The sequence below is a fragment of the Pseudomonas sp. LBUM1656 genome, from assembly GCF_059716065.1.
The window spans coordinates 5,087,943-5,102,804 of the sequence record NZ_CP166800.1 but is presented as its reverse complement, the minus strand read 5'-3'; the positions used below and the strand labels follow the sequence as shown (position 1 = coordinate 5,102,804).

At 58.5% G+C, this 14,862-nt stretch carries 13 protein-coding genes and 1 pseudogene; 5 read left to right on the top strand and 9 right to left on the bottom strand.

Annotation, left to right across the window (positions count from 1 at the left end; translation table 11 throughout):
• Position 1 precedes the first annotated feature (1 nt).
• The 3 genes from ACA072_RS23070 to ACA072_RS23060 are packed head-to-tail and all read right to left on the bottom strand — an operon-like array spanning position 2 to position 2,715.
• Positions 2–922, bottom strand: a complete 921-nt coding sequence (locus tag ACA072_RS23070; RefSeq protein ID WP_497620811.1) for a flavin reductase family protein — start codon at positions 920–922, stop codon at positions 2–4.
• A 34-nt stretch (positions 923–956) separates the two neighbouring features.
• Positions 957–1,367 (bottom strand): DUF4440 domain-containing protein, encoded by a 411-nt coding sequence (locus ACA072_RS23065; RefSeq protein WP_497620809.1) that lies wholly within the window; start codon positions 1,365–1,367, stop codon positions 957–959.
• The gene (locus ACA072_RS23060) at positions 1,348–2,715 is read right to left on the bottom strand and encodes an MFS transporter (protein WP_497620807.1); all 1,368 of its coding nucleotides are present in this window, start codon (positions 2,713–2,715) and stop codon (positions 1,348–1,350) included. Before ACA072_RS23060 ends, ACA072_RS23065 begins: the two co-directional genes overlap by 20 nt.
• 105 nt (positions 2,716–2,820) lie before the next feature.
• On the opposite strand from ACA072_RS23060, the gene ACA072_RS23055 reads away from it, so the two are divergent.
• A complete protein-coding gene (locus ACA072_RS23055) occupies positions 2,821–3,708 on the top strand; it encodes a LysR family transcriptional regulator (protein ID WP_497625035.1) in 888 nt (295 codons plus the stop codon).
• Positions 3,709–3,770: 62 nt separating this feature from the next.
• Here the strand turns inward: ACA072_RS23055 and glpD are convergent, their stop codons facing one another.
• The 4 genes from glpD to ACA072_RS23035 form a co-directional block, all read right to left on the bottom strand.
• Positions 3,771–5,309 (bottom strand): glycerol-3-phosphate dehydrogenase, encoded by a 1,539-nt coding sequence (gene glpD, locus ACA072_RS23050; RefSeq protein ID WP_497330492.1) that lies wholly within the window; start codon positions 5,307–5,309, stop codon positions 3,771–3,773.
• 241 nt (positions 5,310–5,550) lie between these two features.
• Positions 5,551–6,306 carry a DeoR/GlpR family transcriptional regulator gene (locus ACA072_RS23045; protein WP_027922833.1) on the bottom strand — a complete coding sequence of 252 codons (756 nt, stop codon included), beginning with the start codon at positions 6,304–6,306 and terminating at the stop codon, positions 5,551–5,553.
• An 83-nt stretch (positions 6,307–6,389) separates the two neighbouring features.
• On the bottom strand, positions 6,390–7,895 hold the full coding sequence (gene glpK / locus ACA072_RS23040) for a glycerol kinase GlpK (protein ID WP_109634455.1): 1,506 nt from the start codon (positions 7,893–7,895) through the stop codon (positions 6,390–6,392).
• A 75-nt stretch (positions 7,896–7,970) separates the two neighbouring features.
• On the bottom strand, positions 7,971–8,822 hold the full coding sequence (locus ACA072_RS23035) for an MIP/aquaporin family protein (RefSeq protein WP_497620804.1): 852 nt from the start codon (positions 8,820–8,822) through the stop codon (positions 7,971–7,973).
• Between the two features lie 371 nt (positions 8,823–9,193).
• Between ACA072_RS23035 and ybaK the strand changes: the two genes are divergently transcribed.
• Together ybaK and ACA072_RS23025 are read left to right on the top strand one after the other, a co-directional pair.
• Positions 9,194–9,664 (top strand): Cys-tRNA(Pro) deacylase, encoded by a 471-nt coding sequence (gene ybaK / locus ACA072_RS23030; RefSeq protein WP_497620802.1) that lies wholly within the window; start codon positions 9,194–9,196, stop codon positions 9,662–9,664.
• Positions 9,665–9,671: 7 nt separating this feature from the next.
• Positions 9,672–9,806, top strand: a pseudogene (locus ACA072_RS23025) (isomerase); the annotation flags it as partial.
• A gap of 54 nt (positions 9,807–9,860) precedes the next feature.
• On the opposite strand, the gene ACA072_RS23020 reads toward ACA072_RS23025, so the two are convergent.
• Together ACA072_RS23020 and argF are read right to left on the bottom strand one after the other, a co-directional pair.
• On the bottom strand, positions 9,861–10,970 hold the full coding sequence (locus tag ACA072_RS23020) for an ABC transporter ATP-binding protein (protein WP_497620801.1): 1,110 nt from the start codon (positions 10,968–10,970) through the stop codon (positions 9,861–9,863).
• Positions 10,967–11,887 (bottom strand): ornithine carbamoyltransferase, encoded by a 921-nt coding sequence (gene argF, locus ACA072_RS23015; protein ID WP_497625034.1) that lies wholly within the window; start codon positions 11,885–11,887, stop codon positions 10,967–10,969. Before argF ends, ACA072_RS23020 begins: the two co-directional genes overlap by 4 nt.
• Before the next feature lie 403 nt (positions 11,888–12,290).
• Between argF and plzR the strand changes: the two genes are divergently transcribed.
• Both plzR and ACA072_RS23005 read left to right on the top strand, forming a co-directional pair.
• Entirely contained in the window at positions 12,291–12,584 is a 294-nt protein-coding gene (plzR, locus tag ACA072_RS23010; RefSeq protein ID WP_497620800.1) for a PlzR type 4 pili assembly inhibitor, read from the top strand.
• A 134-nt stretch (positions 12,585–12,718) separates the two neighbouring features.
• Positions 12,719–14,827, top strand: a complete 2,109-nt coding sequence (locus tag ACA072_RS23005) for a molybdopterin oxidoreductase family protein (RefSeq protein ID WP_497620799.1) — start codon at positions 12,719–12,721, stop codon at positions 14,825–14,827.
• Positions 14,828–14,862 lie beyond the last annotated feature (35 nt).

Here is a 14,862-nt window from a genome sequence, read left to right as displayed (position 1 = left end):
GTTAGATCGCCAGCTTCAGGCGTTGGCTTTTGGCCCGGGAAACGCAGGGATAAATCCTTGCGCTACAGGCAGCTTCTTTTTCGCTCATGATGAAATCGCGATGGTCGACTTCGCCCTCAACGACCTCCAGCGCGCAGACACCGCACTCACCGCGTCGGCAGTCGAAGAGCGGGTCCAGGCCGGCCGCCTCCAGCGCCTCCAGCAAGGTTTGGTCTTGATTGACGTTGACGCTGATACCCGACTCGACGGCGTCAATCACAAAGGCCGACGCATCGTCTTCCCGGACCACATTGAAGATTTCAAAATGGATGCGCTCGCGCGCCAGGCCGTTGGCCTCGGCATGGCAAAACACGTCGTTGAGCATCGACTGCGGACCGCAGACGTAGAGCCGGTCGTGTGGTGCCAGATCTGCCAGCACCTGACTGACAGAAGGGCGGCCATCGGGCTGGCCGGAGAAGTGCAAGTGCAGGCGTTCTTGCAGCAGTGCCTGCATGGGCAAGGCATAGGCCGCGTCGTCGTCGCTTCTGGCGAAGTAGTGCAGGTGTGCGCTTCGATTCAATGACGTCAGGTGATGAAGGATCCCGGTCAGCGGCGTAATGCCGATGCCGCCGGCAATCGCAATGTCCCTGCCGACGCCTTCAGTGAGCGGGTAGGTGAACGTATTGAACGGGCCATCGAGCTGCACCGTGTCGTTGATTGCCAGCGAACGAATGTAGCGACTGCTGGCCGAGTCGGCCGTGAGCCGGATGGCAAAGACGACGCTGCCTTGCGGCGTCATGCGGTCCGCCAGTTGTACCGCCGAGTAGTGCCGCCATTCATTCAGTTCGGGGATGAACCATTTGAAATGCGCGCCCGCGTCCAGCGCCGCACACCCGGGTATTTGCGGGCTGACGGTGATTTCTTTGATAGAGGCCGAGAGCATTCGGCAATCAGTGATTGTGTAATTCATACGAAAATCAGCTTTCCTGGCTTAACGGCGTTTCATGCAGGTAGATCCATTGGGCGTTGTGGTGATGCAGGCCAATGATCGCCACCGAAATCCGTGAGCTTTCGCGCTGGTCGAGGCGATGGGTTTCCTTGTAGCGGATCGCCACGCTGGCGCCTTCTTGCCACACCGTCTGCAGGTCGCTGATGACGATTTCCAGGCCTGGTTTGGCGCCGATCGCACCCTTGAACATCTGTTCGACCGTCGCCCGGTTGACGATGGCGGCCGAGGTGGTGACCATGGTGAAGTGCTCGGCGAATGCCGACATCAGCGGTTCGAGCGCAGCCTGCCCCTTGCCGTTGGCGTCGGTGAACAGGGTGTGGATCAGCTCGTGCACGTGATGAATGCTGTGGTGCGCCTGTTCAACTATTTTGTTGTGCATGACAGTCCTTTTGAGTGTTCAACTGACTCAGTTGAAAGAGTGGGAACAGGCCCACCAGCGCGGCGATGGCGAACGTCACGTGGTAGGCCTGGGTGGTATCGAAATGCTTCAAGAGCAGGTTGAAAACCATCAGGAAGAGGGCGGCGCCGATGCTGAATGACATCTGTCGGTTGATGTTCCAGATGACGCTGGCCTTGTGAGTGTCACTGCCCTCGAAGTCCATCAACGACGTGGTTTGTGCTGTGTTGGCACCAATGCCGCCGCCAATCCCCATCAAGCTGTAGGCGATGACAATCACTAAAAGGTCTGAGGGATTGTTCACCAGTAACAGGGTGGCGATGCCGGCGCTGTGCAACAGCATGCCGAGGGCAAACAGGCGCTTTGCACCCATCCGGTTGTAGACCCGGCCACAGATCAGCATCGCGATGAACGCGCCGATGGCGTAGAGGATCATGAACATCCCTGTCAGGCGGGCGCTGAAGTGCAGGGTGTTTTGCAGGAAGAAGATGCTCATCAAGTTGACCCCCGTGAACACACCGGGGATCGCGTAATAGATAAAGATGGAGGTGCTGAGTTTTTTGCTTTTGAGCAGGCTCAGTTCAATGATCGGGTTTTTGCAGATGCGGTAATGCAGCCCGTACAGCACGACGAAAGCAACGCCGGCCATGACGAAGAGGGCGGCCACCCATGCCGGAGCATCGCCGCCGTACAACGACATGCCCATCAGCAGACTGCCGAGTGCCGCGCTGACCAGCAGCAAGCCCTTGATGTCGGGCCGGGGCAAACTCGTTGGCCGCGCTTCGTTGATCCAGAACCAGGACAGCAATGCCGCGATCAGCGAGAACGGGATGTTGCTGTAGAACACCCAGCGCCAGGAGCTGCTGTCGACGATGACTCCGCCGATGGTTGGTGAAATGGCGGGCGCTATCAGGGCAACGGCCATGACCAAGGTGGATATTTTCGCCCGCTGCTCACCCTTGAACAGGTTGAACGTCAGCGCCTGGCCGACTGGAATCAACAGGCCACCGCCAATCCCCTGGACGAAGCGCCAGATCACCAGCTCGTTGAAACTGTCGGCCAGCCCGCACATCCACACGGAAGCTGTGAACACGAGCATCGAGGCGGTGAGGATTTCCCGGCTGCCAAAACGACCGGCCAGCCAGGTGCTGACCGGAATGATCAGCGTCAGCCCCAGAATATAAGCATTGGCCACCCAGGCAACGTCTGAAGTACTAACGTGCAACGCCGCCGATATACTCGGTAATGCGACCGCCGACATAAAGATGTTAATACAGTCTATAAAAAAGCCGATCAGAAATATCAGTGCAACTTTGTAGCGATAGGTCATGGTGTTTCCCCTTTGCCGCAAAGCATAGGGGCGGTGGACTTAAACTGTCGATACGACTATCCTTGAAACAATGTTTGACAGGATTTAACAGTGAGCCATATTGCTATGCACACTCATCTTAATCGGGTCCAGACATTTCTGGCCGTGGTCGATTTTGGTTCTTACACCAAGGCGGCCAATTACCTGAGCATCAGCAAAGCCATGGCCAGCCTGCATGTCAAGGCGCTGGAAGACGTACTGTCAGCGACTTTGTTGATTCGAAATACCCGAAATATATCCCTCACCGAAATCGGTCAGGACTTTTATGAAGAGTTCAAAGGTATTGTCGCGGATATCGATAATGCCTTTGATAATGTATTAAAAGGGCATGATCGAGTCTCCGGAAAGTTGCGCTTCAGTTCCACCAGTGAATACGGTGAGGCGTATATTCTGCCGTTGATTCCGCAGTTCATAGAGCGCTACCCGGAGATAAAAATTTGTTATAATTTTAACTCGTCACTCAATGATCTGGTGGCGGAAAAGTTAGACCTGGTTATCCGTTTAGGCAACCTGGCGGACTCGGCATTCAAGAGTCGTAAACTGGCGGATTATGAAATTGTCCTGGTGGCTACCGAGGCGTTTCTTGCGCGTCACCCGGTGCAGAATCCTCAGGACCTGAATTCGCTGCCGTGGATTGCCAACAGCAACTTGCAGGCACCCACCCAGTGGACGTTGCGCCATCCACACTTGGGGACTGTCGAGATCAACGGGATCAATCAGTTTGAATCCAACTCGTCCACGGCCATCCGCTCCATGACGTTGTCGTCCCTGGGCGTGTCCGTGCTGCCCGCGTGGGTGGTCAAGGATGACATCACCAGCGAGCGGCTGATCCGCCTGTTGCCCGACTATTCGCTGCCCTCGCAGTCCGTCAACGTGGTGTTCCCCAACAGCCCGCATCTGCCCCATAAATCGAGGGCGTTCATTGATTTCCTGCTGTTGCATCTGGCGCAATGAGCCCCTGCAAAAAAGCCCCTGAATCGTGAGATTCAGGGGCTTTCGTTCAAGCGGATCGGTGATCAGGCCGCTTCGATCTTGCTTCGGTTCTGCTCGACCTTGCTCAGGTAATCCGCGAGCTTCTGTTGTTCCGCCGGGGTGGTGAACAAGCCCAGTTTGCTGCGACGCCACAGAATGTCATGCGCGGTGGTCGCCCACTCTTCGCTGCACAGGTAATCGACTTCGCGGGTGTAAAGACCGCCGCCGATGTGTTCGCCCAGGTCGCTGAGGTTCTGCACGCCTTCCAGCATGCGCCAGGTACGGCTGCCGTAAGTGGTGGCCCAGCGGCGTGAAATTTCCGTCGGGACCCAGTCGAACTTGTCGCGAATCAGCGAGCTCAACGCTTGCGGGGTGGTCATGTCTTCGCCGCCCGGCAGAGTGGCGCTGACGGTCCAGGTTGGCTTGATGTGCGTGAAATACGGTGCCAGTTGTGCCAGCGCCGACTCGGCCAGTTTGCGGTAGGTGGTCAGCTTGCCGCCGAACACCGACAGCAACGGCGCTTCTTCGCCAGTGCCCGAGAGCGCCAGGGTGTAGTCGCGGGTAACGGCCGACGGGTTGTCGGATTCGTCGTTGCACAGCGGACGAACGCCGGAATAGCTGTGCAGGATATCGTCGCGGCTGATCCGTTTCTTGAAGTGGGCGTTGACCACTTTCAACAGATAATCGGTTTCGCCTTCGGTGATCGCCACTTTGGCTGGATCGCCGGTGTACTCGCGATCGGTGGTGCCGATCAGGGTGAAGTGGTTCAGGTACGGAATCGTGAAGACGATGCGCTGATCTTCGTTTTGCAGAATGTGCGCGTGTTCGCCTTCGTACAGTTTCGGCACGATCAGGTGGCTGCCCTGGATCAGGCGAATGCCGTATGGCGATTCCATCTTCAGGTCGTCACGAATGAACTTGGCGACCCATGGGCCAGCGGCGTTCACCAGCGCTTTGGCGCGGATCGAAAACAGGCTGCCATCGGCGCGCTCCAGGTGCAGATGCCACAAACCCTTGGTGCGGCGGGCGCTGACGCAACGGGTCTGGGTGTGAACGTGGGCGCCTTTTTCGCGGGCAGCCATGGCGTTCAGCACCACCAGGCGCGCATCGTCGACCCAGCAATCGGAGTATTCGAAGCCTTTGGTGATTTCGCTTTTCAGCGGGCTGTCCGGGCCGAACTTCAGGCTTTTCGAGCCTTCGAGTTTTTCCCGCTTGCCGAGGTGGTCATACAGGAACAGGCCGGCGCGAATCATCCAGGCTGGACGCAGGTGCGGACGGTGCGGCAACACGAAGCGCATTTGCTTGACGATGTGCGGCGCCTTGGCCAGCAGCACTTCGCGTTCGGCGAGGGCTTCTCGCACCAGGCGGAATTCGTAATGTTCGAGGTAGCGCAGGCCACCGTGGATCAGCTTGCTGCTGGCCGACGACGTGTGGCTGGCCAGGTCATCCTTTTCGCAAAGGAACACCGAGAGGCCGCGACCGGCGGCATCCGCTGCGATCCCCACGCCATTGATCCCACCACCGATGACGGCGATGTCGTAGACCTCAGCGAGAGGGGGCGTAGGCAAGGTAGAAGTGGGCATCGGCTGGCCTCGGGCTCTTTTGATTTTCTGTATTGGAATACGAACATTAATGTTCATTTGCGAAAATAGTAGCCCATTAAACCGCCCACAGCCAGTCAACTTCGATTGAAAATACTGATCGAAGGGCCATTAAAGGAAAATTTACGAACATTCGCGGGGAAGAAGAGCGAATTGCGGGGGCACATTCTGTAGGAGCCGGCAAGCCGGCTCCTACAAGGAGGGTGTTTAGCGGTTAGGGGGGTTAAACGACTTCGAGCCGAATCTTGTGCTGACTCAACAACTGCGCCAACGCCGGCACAGGCTGCTGATCGGTTACCAGGCAATCAATCAGGCTGATCGGCCCCAGGCGAATCATGGCGTTGCGCCCGAATTTGCTGGAGTCAGCCGCGAGAATCACCTTCCGGGCATTGGCGATGATCGCCTGCGACACCCGCACTTCCTGGTAATCGAAGTCCAGCAGGCTGCCGTCTTCATCGATACCGCTGATGCCGACCAAGGCGAAATCGACCTTGAACTGGTTAATGAAGTCGACACTCGCCTGACCGACCACACCGCCGTCGCGCCGCACATTGCCACCGGTCAGCAGTACGTCGAAGTCGTCCTTGGCGCTGAGCATCGAGGCCACGTGCAGGTTGTTGGTGATGATCTTCAGGTGATTGTGATTGAGCAGCGCCCGGGCAATCGATTCGGTGGTGGTGCCGATATTGATGAACAGCGAGGCGTGATCCGGGATCTGAGCCGCAATGGCTTCACCGATACGCTGCTTTTCATCGCGCATCTGGTCGGCGCGCATGGCGTAGGCGGTGTTTTCGACACTGGAGTCGTAGGCTGCGCCGCCATGGTAGCGACGCAACAAATTGGCTTCCGCGAGCTGATTGATATCGCGGCGGATGGTCTGCGGTGTAACGACGAACAGCGTAGCCATTTCCTCGATGCTGACATAGCCGCGTTCGCGGACCAGTTCGAGGATTTGCTGCTGACGGGGAGGCAGATTCATGGGGCTTCCTTTGGCTGCCGTGCAAAATTTGCCCATGATGCCGCAGGAATCCGCTCCCTACCAGTTACAACCCTGCTGTTGGTTTATTCAGCGCCTTCATGCGGTTCCCAGTCGCGGGTGCGGCTGACGGCTTTTTTCCAGCCAGCGTAGAGTTTTTCCTTGGCGGTTTCGTCCAGGGTCGGCTCGAATTCGCGTTCGATCACCGCCTTGCCACGCAACTCATCCAGGCTGCCCCAGAAGCCGCACGCCAGGCCGGCCAGATACGCGGCGCCCAGTGCAGTGGTTTCGCGCATTTGCGGGCGTTCGACCTGAGTGCCGAGGATGTCGGCCTGGAACTGCATCAGGAAATTGTTCGCGACCGCACCACCGTCCACGCGCAGGGATTTCAGGCGTTCGCCGGAATCCTGTTGCATGGCGTCCAGAACGTCGCGGGTCTGGTAGGCAATCGACTCCAGGGCTGCACGAATGATGTGATCCACGCGCACGCCGCGGGTCAGACCGAACAGGGCACCACGGGCATACGGGTCCCAGTACGGCGCGCCCAGACCGGTAAAGGCGGGCACCAGGTACACGCCATTGCTGTCCTTGACCTTGTTGGCGAAGTATTCGGTGTCGTGGGCGTCGTTGATGATCTTCAGTTCGTCACGCAGCCACTGAACAGTGGAGCCACCGTTGAACACAGCACCTTCGAGCGCGTAAGCCACTTCGCCACGCGGGCCGCAGGCGATGGTGGTGAGCATGCCGTGCTTGGACTTCACGGCTTTGTCGCCGGTGTTCATCAGCAGGAAGCAGCCGGTGCCGTAGGTGTTTTTCGCCTGGCCTGGCTCGACGCACATCTGGCCGAAGAGGGCCGCTTGCTGGTCGCCGGCAATACCACCGATGGCGATGCCGCTTTTGGTGTGGCCGTAGATTTCCGATGAGGATTTAACTTCCGGCAGCATCTCGCGCGGAATATCCAGCACCTCCAGCATCTTCGCGTCCCACTCAAGCGTGTGGATGTTGAAGAGCATGGTGCGCGAGGCGTTGGTGTAGTCGGTAACGTGGACCTTGCCGCCGGTAAATTTCCAGATCAGCCAGCTGTCGACGGTGCCGAACAGCAGTTCACCTTTACGCGCACGCTCGCGGCTGCCTTCGACGTTGTCGAGGATCCACTTGAGTTTGGTGCCGGAGAAGTACGGGTCGGTCACCAGGCCAGTGGTTTCGCTGATGTATTGCTCGTGGCCATCGCGCTTGAGCTGCTGGCAGATCTCGGTGCTGCGGCGGCACTGCCAGACGATCGCGTTGTAGATCGGTCGGCCGGTGGTCTTGTCCCAGACCACGGTGGTTTCGCGCTGGTTGGTGATGCCGATGGCCGCGACCTGGTCGTGATGCAGGCCGGCTTGCGCCAGGGCCTCGACCATCACGGCACTTTGGGTGGCAAAGATTTCCATCGGGTCGTGTTCGACCCAACCGGCTTGCGGGTAATGCTGGACGAATTCACGCTGGGCGGTGCAGACCACGTTCGCGTCACGATCGAAAATGATCGCGCGGGAGCTGGTCGTACCCTGATCGAGGGCAATGATGTAGTTCTTATTCTGAATGTCGGTCATGTCGATTGCCTTGGACGAAAAAAGGGAGAAAGGTCCGGCGCGAGATCAAATGGGCAGGATCACGCGCCTACGGTATCAAGAAGTTCTTGGTTTGCCGTCAATGGCCGGTGTTACGTCCTTTGTAGCAGGTAAGGCGCTGGGCAGATGACGGGCAATCAGCCCGCGATACGCGGCAGCGCCGAGGCAGGCACCGACAATCGGTGCAAAAATCGGAATCAGGAAATACGGGATATCGCGGCCGCCGGTGAGGGAAATTTCACCCCAGCCGGTGAAGAAAGTCATCAGCTTGGGACCGAAATCGCGCGCCGGGTTCATCGCAAAACCGGTCAGCGGACCCATCGAACTGCCAATCACTGCGATCAGCAAACCGATCAGCAGCGGTGCCAAGGGGCCTTTTGGCAGACCGTTGTTGTCGTCGGTCAGGGACATGATCACGCCCATCAGGATGGCGGTGATGATCACTTCAACCAGGAAAGCCTGGGCGGTGGACAGGGCCGGGTTGGGGAAGGTGGAGAACACCGACGCCAATTCAAGACTGGCCTGGGTGCCACGAACCATATGGTGAGTTTGTTCGAAATCGAAGAATAGATTGCTGTACAGCGTGTAGACCAAAAATGCGCCGCAGAACGCGCCAGCAATTTGAGCGAGGATATAAAACGGCAGCTTGCGCTTTTCGAAGTCAGCGAAAATGCTCAGGGCGATGCTGACGGCAGGATTGAGGTGAGCCCCGGAAACGCCGGCGGTCAGGTAGATCGCCATGCTTACGCCGACGCCCCAGATGATGCTGATTTCCCACAGGCCAAAGCTGGCACCCGCGACCTTGAGCGCAGCAACGCAACCGGTGCCGAAAAAGATAAGCAGTGCAGTGCCCAGAAATTCGGCCATGCATTGGCTTGAGAGCGACGGTTGTTGTAAAGCAGTTGTCATTGGAGACCTCGTTTTTGTTGTTGTCTGGCGCTTCTTTCGTCATGGCCAAAGCGCGTTTTCCACCGAGGCAGAATCCCCATCCTGTTCTCGGCCTGCTGCTGGGGTACTGCGATGACACATTCGTACAGTATTCAGATTCGAAAAAATATAGACAAGAAACGCTGCTGTCAAAGGTCGAAAGTGAACCATCAGTCACAATTCAACTATTAGTCACGTGAATGATCATATCGTTCATGCCTCGGAACGGGCGCGGACGAGCGGCAGGTGGCGCTGCCGAACCTTTGAAACAGTGGCGCAATAGAGCCTTTTGCCGATCAATGTCCTAGAATCCAGCGCAGGATTTTTCTACTGCCGCCCAGTCTGGAGCTGCCATGACCCCCGCATTGGATTTGTTGAAAAAAGTTCGAGCCGAACATCGTGTGCACAGTTATGAACATGATCCGAAGGCTGCGTCCTATGGGCTGGAGGCCGCAGAGAAACTGGGACTGGACCCCGTGCAAGTGTTCAAAACCCTGCTGGCAGCCAGTGAAAAAGGTGAATTGCTGGTGGCGGTGGTGCCGGTCGTCGGAAGTCTGGACTTGAAGCATCTGGCGCACGCGGCGGGCGTGAAAAAAGTCGAAATGGCCGACCCTGCCGCGGCGCAACGTGCGACGGGTTATCTGTTGGGCGGGATCAGTCCGCTGGGGCAAAAGAAGCGTTTACGCACGTTTATCGATAACTCCGCTCAGCCCTTTGCGACCATTTTCGTCAGCGCCGGTCGACGTGGTCTGGAAGTAGAATTGGCGCCGGCTGTGCTGGCCGAACACACTCAGGCAAAGTTTGCTGACATAGGTCGCAGTTGAATCAGGGATGGGTAAGTCGAGCCTAAGCGCTTATCAGTGCTCGAAACGAGGCGGGGAGTTGTTCTGCCGGCTGGAAGGCGATCGGGTGAAGATTGGCGGGAATGCGACGTTGGTTGCGAGCGGAACGTTGATGTTGGGGTGACGAAAATCCAATGTGGGAGCGAGCAAGCCCGCTCCCACATTTAGTTTTTATGCATCAGCTAGCAGTGCTGTAACGACGGACGCCGGACTCTAAAACCGGAATCTGCGCCGCCGTGCTGCCTGACGCCTGGAACAGCACCAAGTGTTCAGCCGCGACGCGAATACCCACTTCGGCACCCACCTGATGATCGACATGGCTCGGGAAAATCGACTCCAGTTGCGCACCGGTCGGGAGCTGCAAACGGTACAACGTCGACGCACCCTGGAAGGACTTGCCGACAATCCGCGCCTTCAAACTACTGTCGGGCGCATAAACGATATCGTCCGGGCGCAGCAACACGTCCACCGCGCCGCCCACTGGCCAGGTGTAGGCGCGATTACCGCGTAACTCTCCCAACTCAGTCTGCACCGACTCCGGGCTGCTCAACTGGCCGCGGATGAAATAACCCTGGCCAATGAAGCTGGCGACATAAGGCGTCAGCGGTTCGTGATACAGGTTGTAGGGCGTATCCCACTGTTCCAGCCGGCCTTCCTTGAACACCCCGACGTGATCGCTCACCGCGAAGGCTTCTTCCTGGTCGTGGGTCACCAGAATTGCGCTGGTGCCGCGGGCCTTGAGAATGTCACGCACCTCATGGCTGAGCTTGCGCCGCAGTTCGCCATCGAGGTTGGAGAAGGGTTCGTCGAGCAGCAGCAGTTGCGGTTCCGGTGCCAGTGCGCGGGCCAGTGCGACACGCTGTTGCTGGCCACCGGACAGCTCGTGCGGGAAGCGCTTGCCAAGGTTTTTCAGGTTGACCAGTTCCAGCAGTTCTTCGGTAACGCGATCCTTTTGCGGATGCTTGCGGATCCCGAAAGCGATGTTTTCGGCCACGCTCAAATGCGGGAACAGTGCGTAGTCCTGGAACACCATGCCGATCCGGCGTTTCTCCGGGGCGAGGGTGAAGCCGGCGCGGGAAATGGTCTCGCCCGCCAGCGTGATTTCACCTTCGTGCACCGGTTCGAAACCGGCAATCGCCCGCAGCGTGGTGGTCTTGCCGCAGCCCGAAGAACCCAGAAGGCAACCGATATCGCCGGCATTCAAATGCAGGTTGAGGTTCTGCACCACTCGCTGGTCTTGATAGCCACAGGCGAGGTTGCGCAAGTTAAGCAGTAATGGATTGCTCATGCGTGATGGTACGAAGGCGGGACGAGAAACTCGAGCAGGGCCTTTTGTGCGTGAAGACGGTTTTCCGCTTGATCCCAGGCGACGGAGCGCTTGTCATCGAGCACGTCGAGGCTGATTTCCTCGCCACGGTGGGCCGGCAGGCAGTGCATGAACAGCACATCCTCGGCCGCCAGGTCGAGCAGGGCGCGAGTTACCTGGAACGGCGCGAACAGCTTCAGGCGCTTGGCGGTTTCTTCTTCCTGGCCCATGGAGGTCCAGACGTCGGTGCTCACCAGGTGGGCGCCGCGCACGGCGTCCTTCGGATCGCGGACGATGGTCACGCGATCACCGGCCATGGCCAGAAATTGCGGGTTGGGTTCAAAACCTTCAGGGCAGGCGATACGCAACTGGAAGTCGAACTGGATCGCCGCTTCTATATAGCTGTTGCACATGTTGTTGCCGTCGCCGATCCAGGCCACGGTCTTGCCCTGGATCGAGCCGCGATGTTCGAGGAACGTCTGCATGTCGGCCAGCAACTGGCACGGGTGCAGGTCATCGGACAGGCCGTTGATCAGCGGCACGCGCGAATTGGCGGCGAATTCGGTCAGGGTGCTGTGGGAAAACGTGCGGATCATTACCGCATCGAGCATGCTCGACATGACAATGGCGGCGTCACCGATCGGTTCGCCACGGCCCAGCTGGGTGTCGCGCGGTGACAGGAAAATGGCCTGGCCGCCGAGCTGGATCATGCCGGCTTCGAACGAAATTCGGGTGCGGGTCGAGGACTTCTCGAAAATCATCCCGAGCACGCGGTTTTTCAGAGGCTCGAACAGTACGCCGCGGTTACGCAGGTCCTTGAGCTCAACGCCTCGACGGATCACGCTGACCAGCTCTTCGGGCGTGCAATCCATCAGGGAGAGAAAGTGCCTTGCGCTCATCATTGACTACCTTTTGCAACAGACCGCAGATACTCAAAGCCTTGTTTAACTGAAAAACGGGCGAGACCTGCGGCGTAAGCCGCACGGGGCGACGAAATAGGGGAAGGCGCGATATTGACATTAAATGTCGCGTTTTTCCAATAGGCTACGGTGTTGGGGATTTCAGAGGGGCTACGGGGTGACCGCAGTAGCGCTTTTGAAGCCGGTTTCCTGACAGCAGCCCGTCATTTGTACACTGGGCTCCTTGGGGTTGGCAATCAAACCGGGCGGGGATCGCATGGCCACGAGTCGGTTTCTGACCTGGTATTCGCGACGGTGGCTGGCGATGTGCCGGGATGAAACATTTGCTAATGCAAAGTGCTGGGTTATAACTAACTCACGAGTGATGCAGGAAGCCTTCGGAATGGAATCGAAAGAACAGCTGTTAATGGATTTACTCGGCCTCACGGCCCGTTCCTTGACCCACCTCACTGCTTCCATGACGTCAATGTCCTTCGAATTGATGCGCAGTGAAGACGAAGTGACCAAAGCGGCCGGTCGACGCATGATCGACCGCATGGCAACCATCAGCACCGGGCTCGACGAACACTGGCGACTGATCGGCGAGCTCACCGGCGTACATGTCGCCCAGGAACAGATCGAAACCGTTCAGGAGATCCAGTTGCAGGCGCCGCCGCCCAGGTTGCCGCCGAACTGATCGTGCGCGGCCATCGGCTGGCCTGATGGTCGCCGATTCACAAGACGAACGTCGCTGGCGCAGTCGCGGGTCAGGCGCCATAGTTTTGTTCCCGCGGCCGATATTGCCCGCCCAGAACAAAACAGAGACTGGCCATGACCAAGACTCTCCATCACCGTGCCTGCCACCTGTGTGAAGCCATCTGCGGCCTGACCATCGAGACCTCTGAGGTCGAAGGCAATGGCGTGCAGATCACCTCAATCAAAGGCGACTCGCTGGATACGTTTAGCCGTGGGCACATCTGCCCCAAAGCGGTTGCCCTGCAAGACATTCAGAATGATCCGGATCGCCTGCGTCAGCCGATGTTGCGAGTGGGCAGCGAATGGCAGCCTATCGAATGGGAAGACGCGTTCAGCCTTGTCGCTGAACGCCTGGCCGCGATTCAGGAGCATCACGGGCAGAATGCAGTGGCGGTTTATCAAGGCAACCCCAGCGTGCACAACTATGGGTTGATGACCCACAGCAATTATTTCCTGGGCCTGCTGAAAACCCGCAACCGGTTTTCCGCGACCTCGGTCGATCAGCTGCCTCATCACCTCACCAGCCATTTGATGTACGGCCACGGCTTGCTGTTGCCGATTCCGGACATCGACCATACCGATTTCATGCTGATCCTCGGCGGTAATCCGCTGGCCTCAAACGGCAGCATCATGACCGTGCCGGATGTGGAAAAACGCCTCAAGGCGATTCAGGTTCGGGGCGGTAAAGTGGTGGTGGTCGATCCGCGTCGCAGCGAAACGGCGGCGATCGCCGATCAGCATCTGTTCGTGCGTCCCGGTGGCGATGCGGCGCTGTTGTTCGGGTTGCTCAACACCTTGTTTTCCGAAGGCCTGACCTGTGACAGCCATTTACCGGTGGACGGTCTGGATGAGGTGCGTCAGGCGATCGCAACATTCACCGCCGAAACCATGAGCCCCTTGTGCGCGGTGCCGGCAGAACAGATTCGCCAACTGGCCCGGGATTTTGCGGCGGCGCCGACAGCTGTCTGCTATGGCCGGATGGGCGTCTCGACCCAGGCCTTCGGTACGCTGTGTCATTGGCTGGTGCAACTGATCAACCTGGTCACCGGCAACCTCGACCGCGTCGGCGGTGCGTTGTGCACCGAACCTGCGGTGGATCTGGTGGCGTCGACGTCGGGCGGGCATTTCAATCTGTGGCAGAGTCGCGTGTCCGGGCGTCCCGAGTACGGCGGCGAGTTGCCGGTGTCGGCCCTGGCGGAAGAGATGCTGACGGGCGGGGAAGGCCAGGTCCGTGCGCTGATCACCGTGGCCGGCAATCCGGTGCTGTCCACACCCAATGGCCGGCAACTGGAACAGGCGCTGGACGGGCTGGAGTTCATGGTCAGCATCGACCTGTACATCAATGAAACCACGCGCTATGCCGATCTGATCCTGCCGTCGACTTCGGCGTTGGAAAACGATCACTACGACACCACCTTCAACATGTTTGCGGTGCGTAACGTGACCCGTTTCAACCGGGCGATCCTGGGCAAACCTGAAGGCGCGTTGCATGACTGGGAGATTTTTGTCGGCCTGGCCCAGGCTTTTGCCGCGAAGACCGGCAAGGAGCTGAAGCCGACCATTCCACCTGCGCAGATGATCGATCGTGGTCTGCGGATGGGGTTTTATGGCGACGCTTCGTCACACAAGCTTTCTTTGGCGACTTTGTTCGATCACCCGCACGGCGTCGATCTGGGCTCGCTCAAATCCAACCTGGCCCCGCGCCTGAAAACCGCCAACCAGCGAGTCCAGGCCGCGCCGGCGGCGATCCTCGCCGACCTGGCCCGGTTCTCCGCACTGCAAGCACCGGCCGCCGATGAATTGTTGATGATTGGCCGCCGTCATGTGCGCAGCAACAACTCGTGGATGCACAACTATCACCGTCTGGTGAAGGGCAAGCCGCGTCATCAATTGTTGATGCACCCGGACGACCTGGGCAGTCGTGGACTCAGCGATGGGCAGCGTGTGCGGGTCACTTCGCGGGTCGGCATGATCGAAGTTGAAGTGGTCGCCAGCCTGGATATGATGAAAGGCGTGGTCAGCCTTCCTCATGGTTGGGGCCATGCGCGCCCGGGCGTGCAGATGACGATCGCCAGTGGTCAACCCGGCTCCAGCGCCAATGACCTGACCGATGAATGTCAGCTCGACGAGTTGTCGGGGAATGCGGCGCTTAACGGTGTGCCGGTGACTGTGGCGGCGGCTTGATTGTGTCTGTCGGGGAGACCGAGCATGGCGCTCGG

Excerpts from the sequence above, each read along its gene's own strand:
- ACA072_RS23070 (WP_497620811.1), bottom strand. The coding sequence starts at position 922 with ATGCTCTCGGCCTCTATCAAAGAAATCACCGTCAGCCCGCAAATACCC.
- ACA072_RS23065 (WP_497620809.1), bottom strand. The coding sequence starts at position 1,367 with ATGCACAACAAAATAGTTGAACAGGCGCACCACAGCATTCATCACGTG.
- ACA072_RS23060 (WP_497620807.1), bottom strand. The coding sequence starts at position 2,715 with ATGACCTATCGCTACAAAGTTGCACTGATATTTCTGATCGGCTTTTTT.
- ACA072_RS23055 (WP_497625035.1), top strand. The coding sequence starts at position 2,821 with ATGCACACTCATCTTAATCGGGTCCAGACATTTCTGGCCGTGGTCGAT.
- glpD (WP_497330492.1), bottom strand. The coding sequence starts at position 5,309 with ATGCCCACTTCTACCTTGCCTACGCCCCCTCTCGCTGAGGTCTACGAC.
- ACA072_RS23045 (WP_027922833.1), bottom strand. The coding sequence starts at position 6,306 with ATGAATCTGCCTCCCCGTCAGCAGCAAATCCTCGAACTGGTCCGCGAA.
- glpK (WP_109634455.1), bottom strand. The coding sequence starts at position 7,895 with ATGACCGACATTCAGAATAAGAACTACATCATTGCCCTCGATCAGGGT.
- ACA072_RS23035 (WP_497620804.1), bottom strand. The coding sequence starts at position 8,822 with ATGACAACTGCTTTACAACAACCGTCGCTCTCAAGCCAATGCATGGCC.
- ybaK (WP_497620802.1), top strand. The coding sequence starts at position 9,194 with ATGACCCCCGCATTGGATTTGTTGAAAAAAGTTCGAGCCGAACATCGT.
- ACA072_RS23020 (WP_497620801.1), bottom strand. The coding sequence starts at position 10,970 with ATGAGCAATCCATTACTGCTTAACTTGCGCAACCTCGCCTGTGGCTAT.
- argF (WP_497625034.1), bottom strand. The coding sequence starts at position 11,887 with ATGAGCGCAAGGCACTTTCTCTCCCTGATGGATTGCACGCCCGAAGAG.
- plzR (WP_497620800.1), top strand. The coding sequence starts at position 12,291 with ATGGAATCGAAAGAACAGCTGTTAATGGATTTACTCGGCCTCACGGCC.
- ACA072_RS23005 (WP_497620799.1), top strand. The coding sequence starts at position 12,719 with ATGACCAAGACTCTCCATCACCGTGCCTGCCACCTGTGTGAAGCCATC.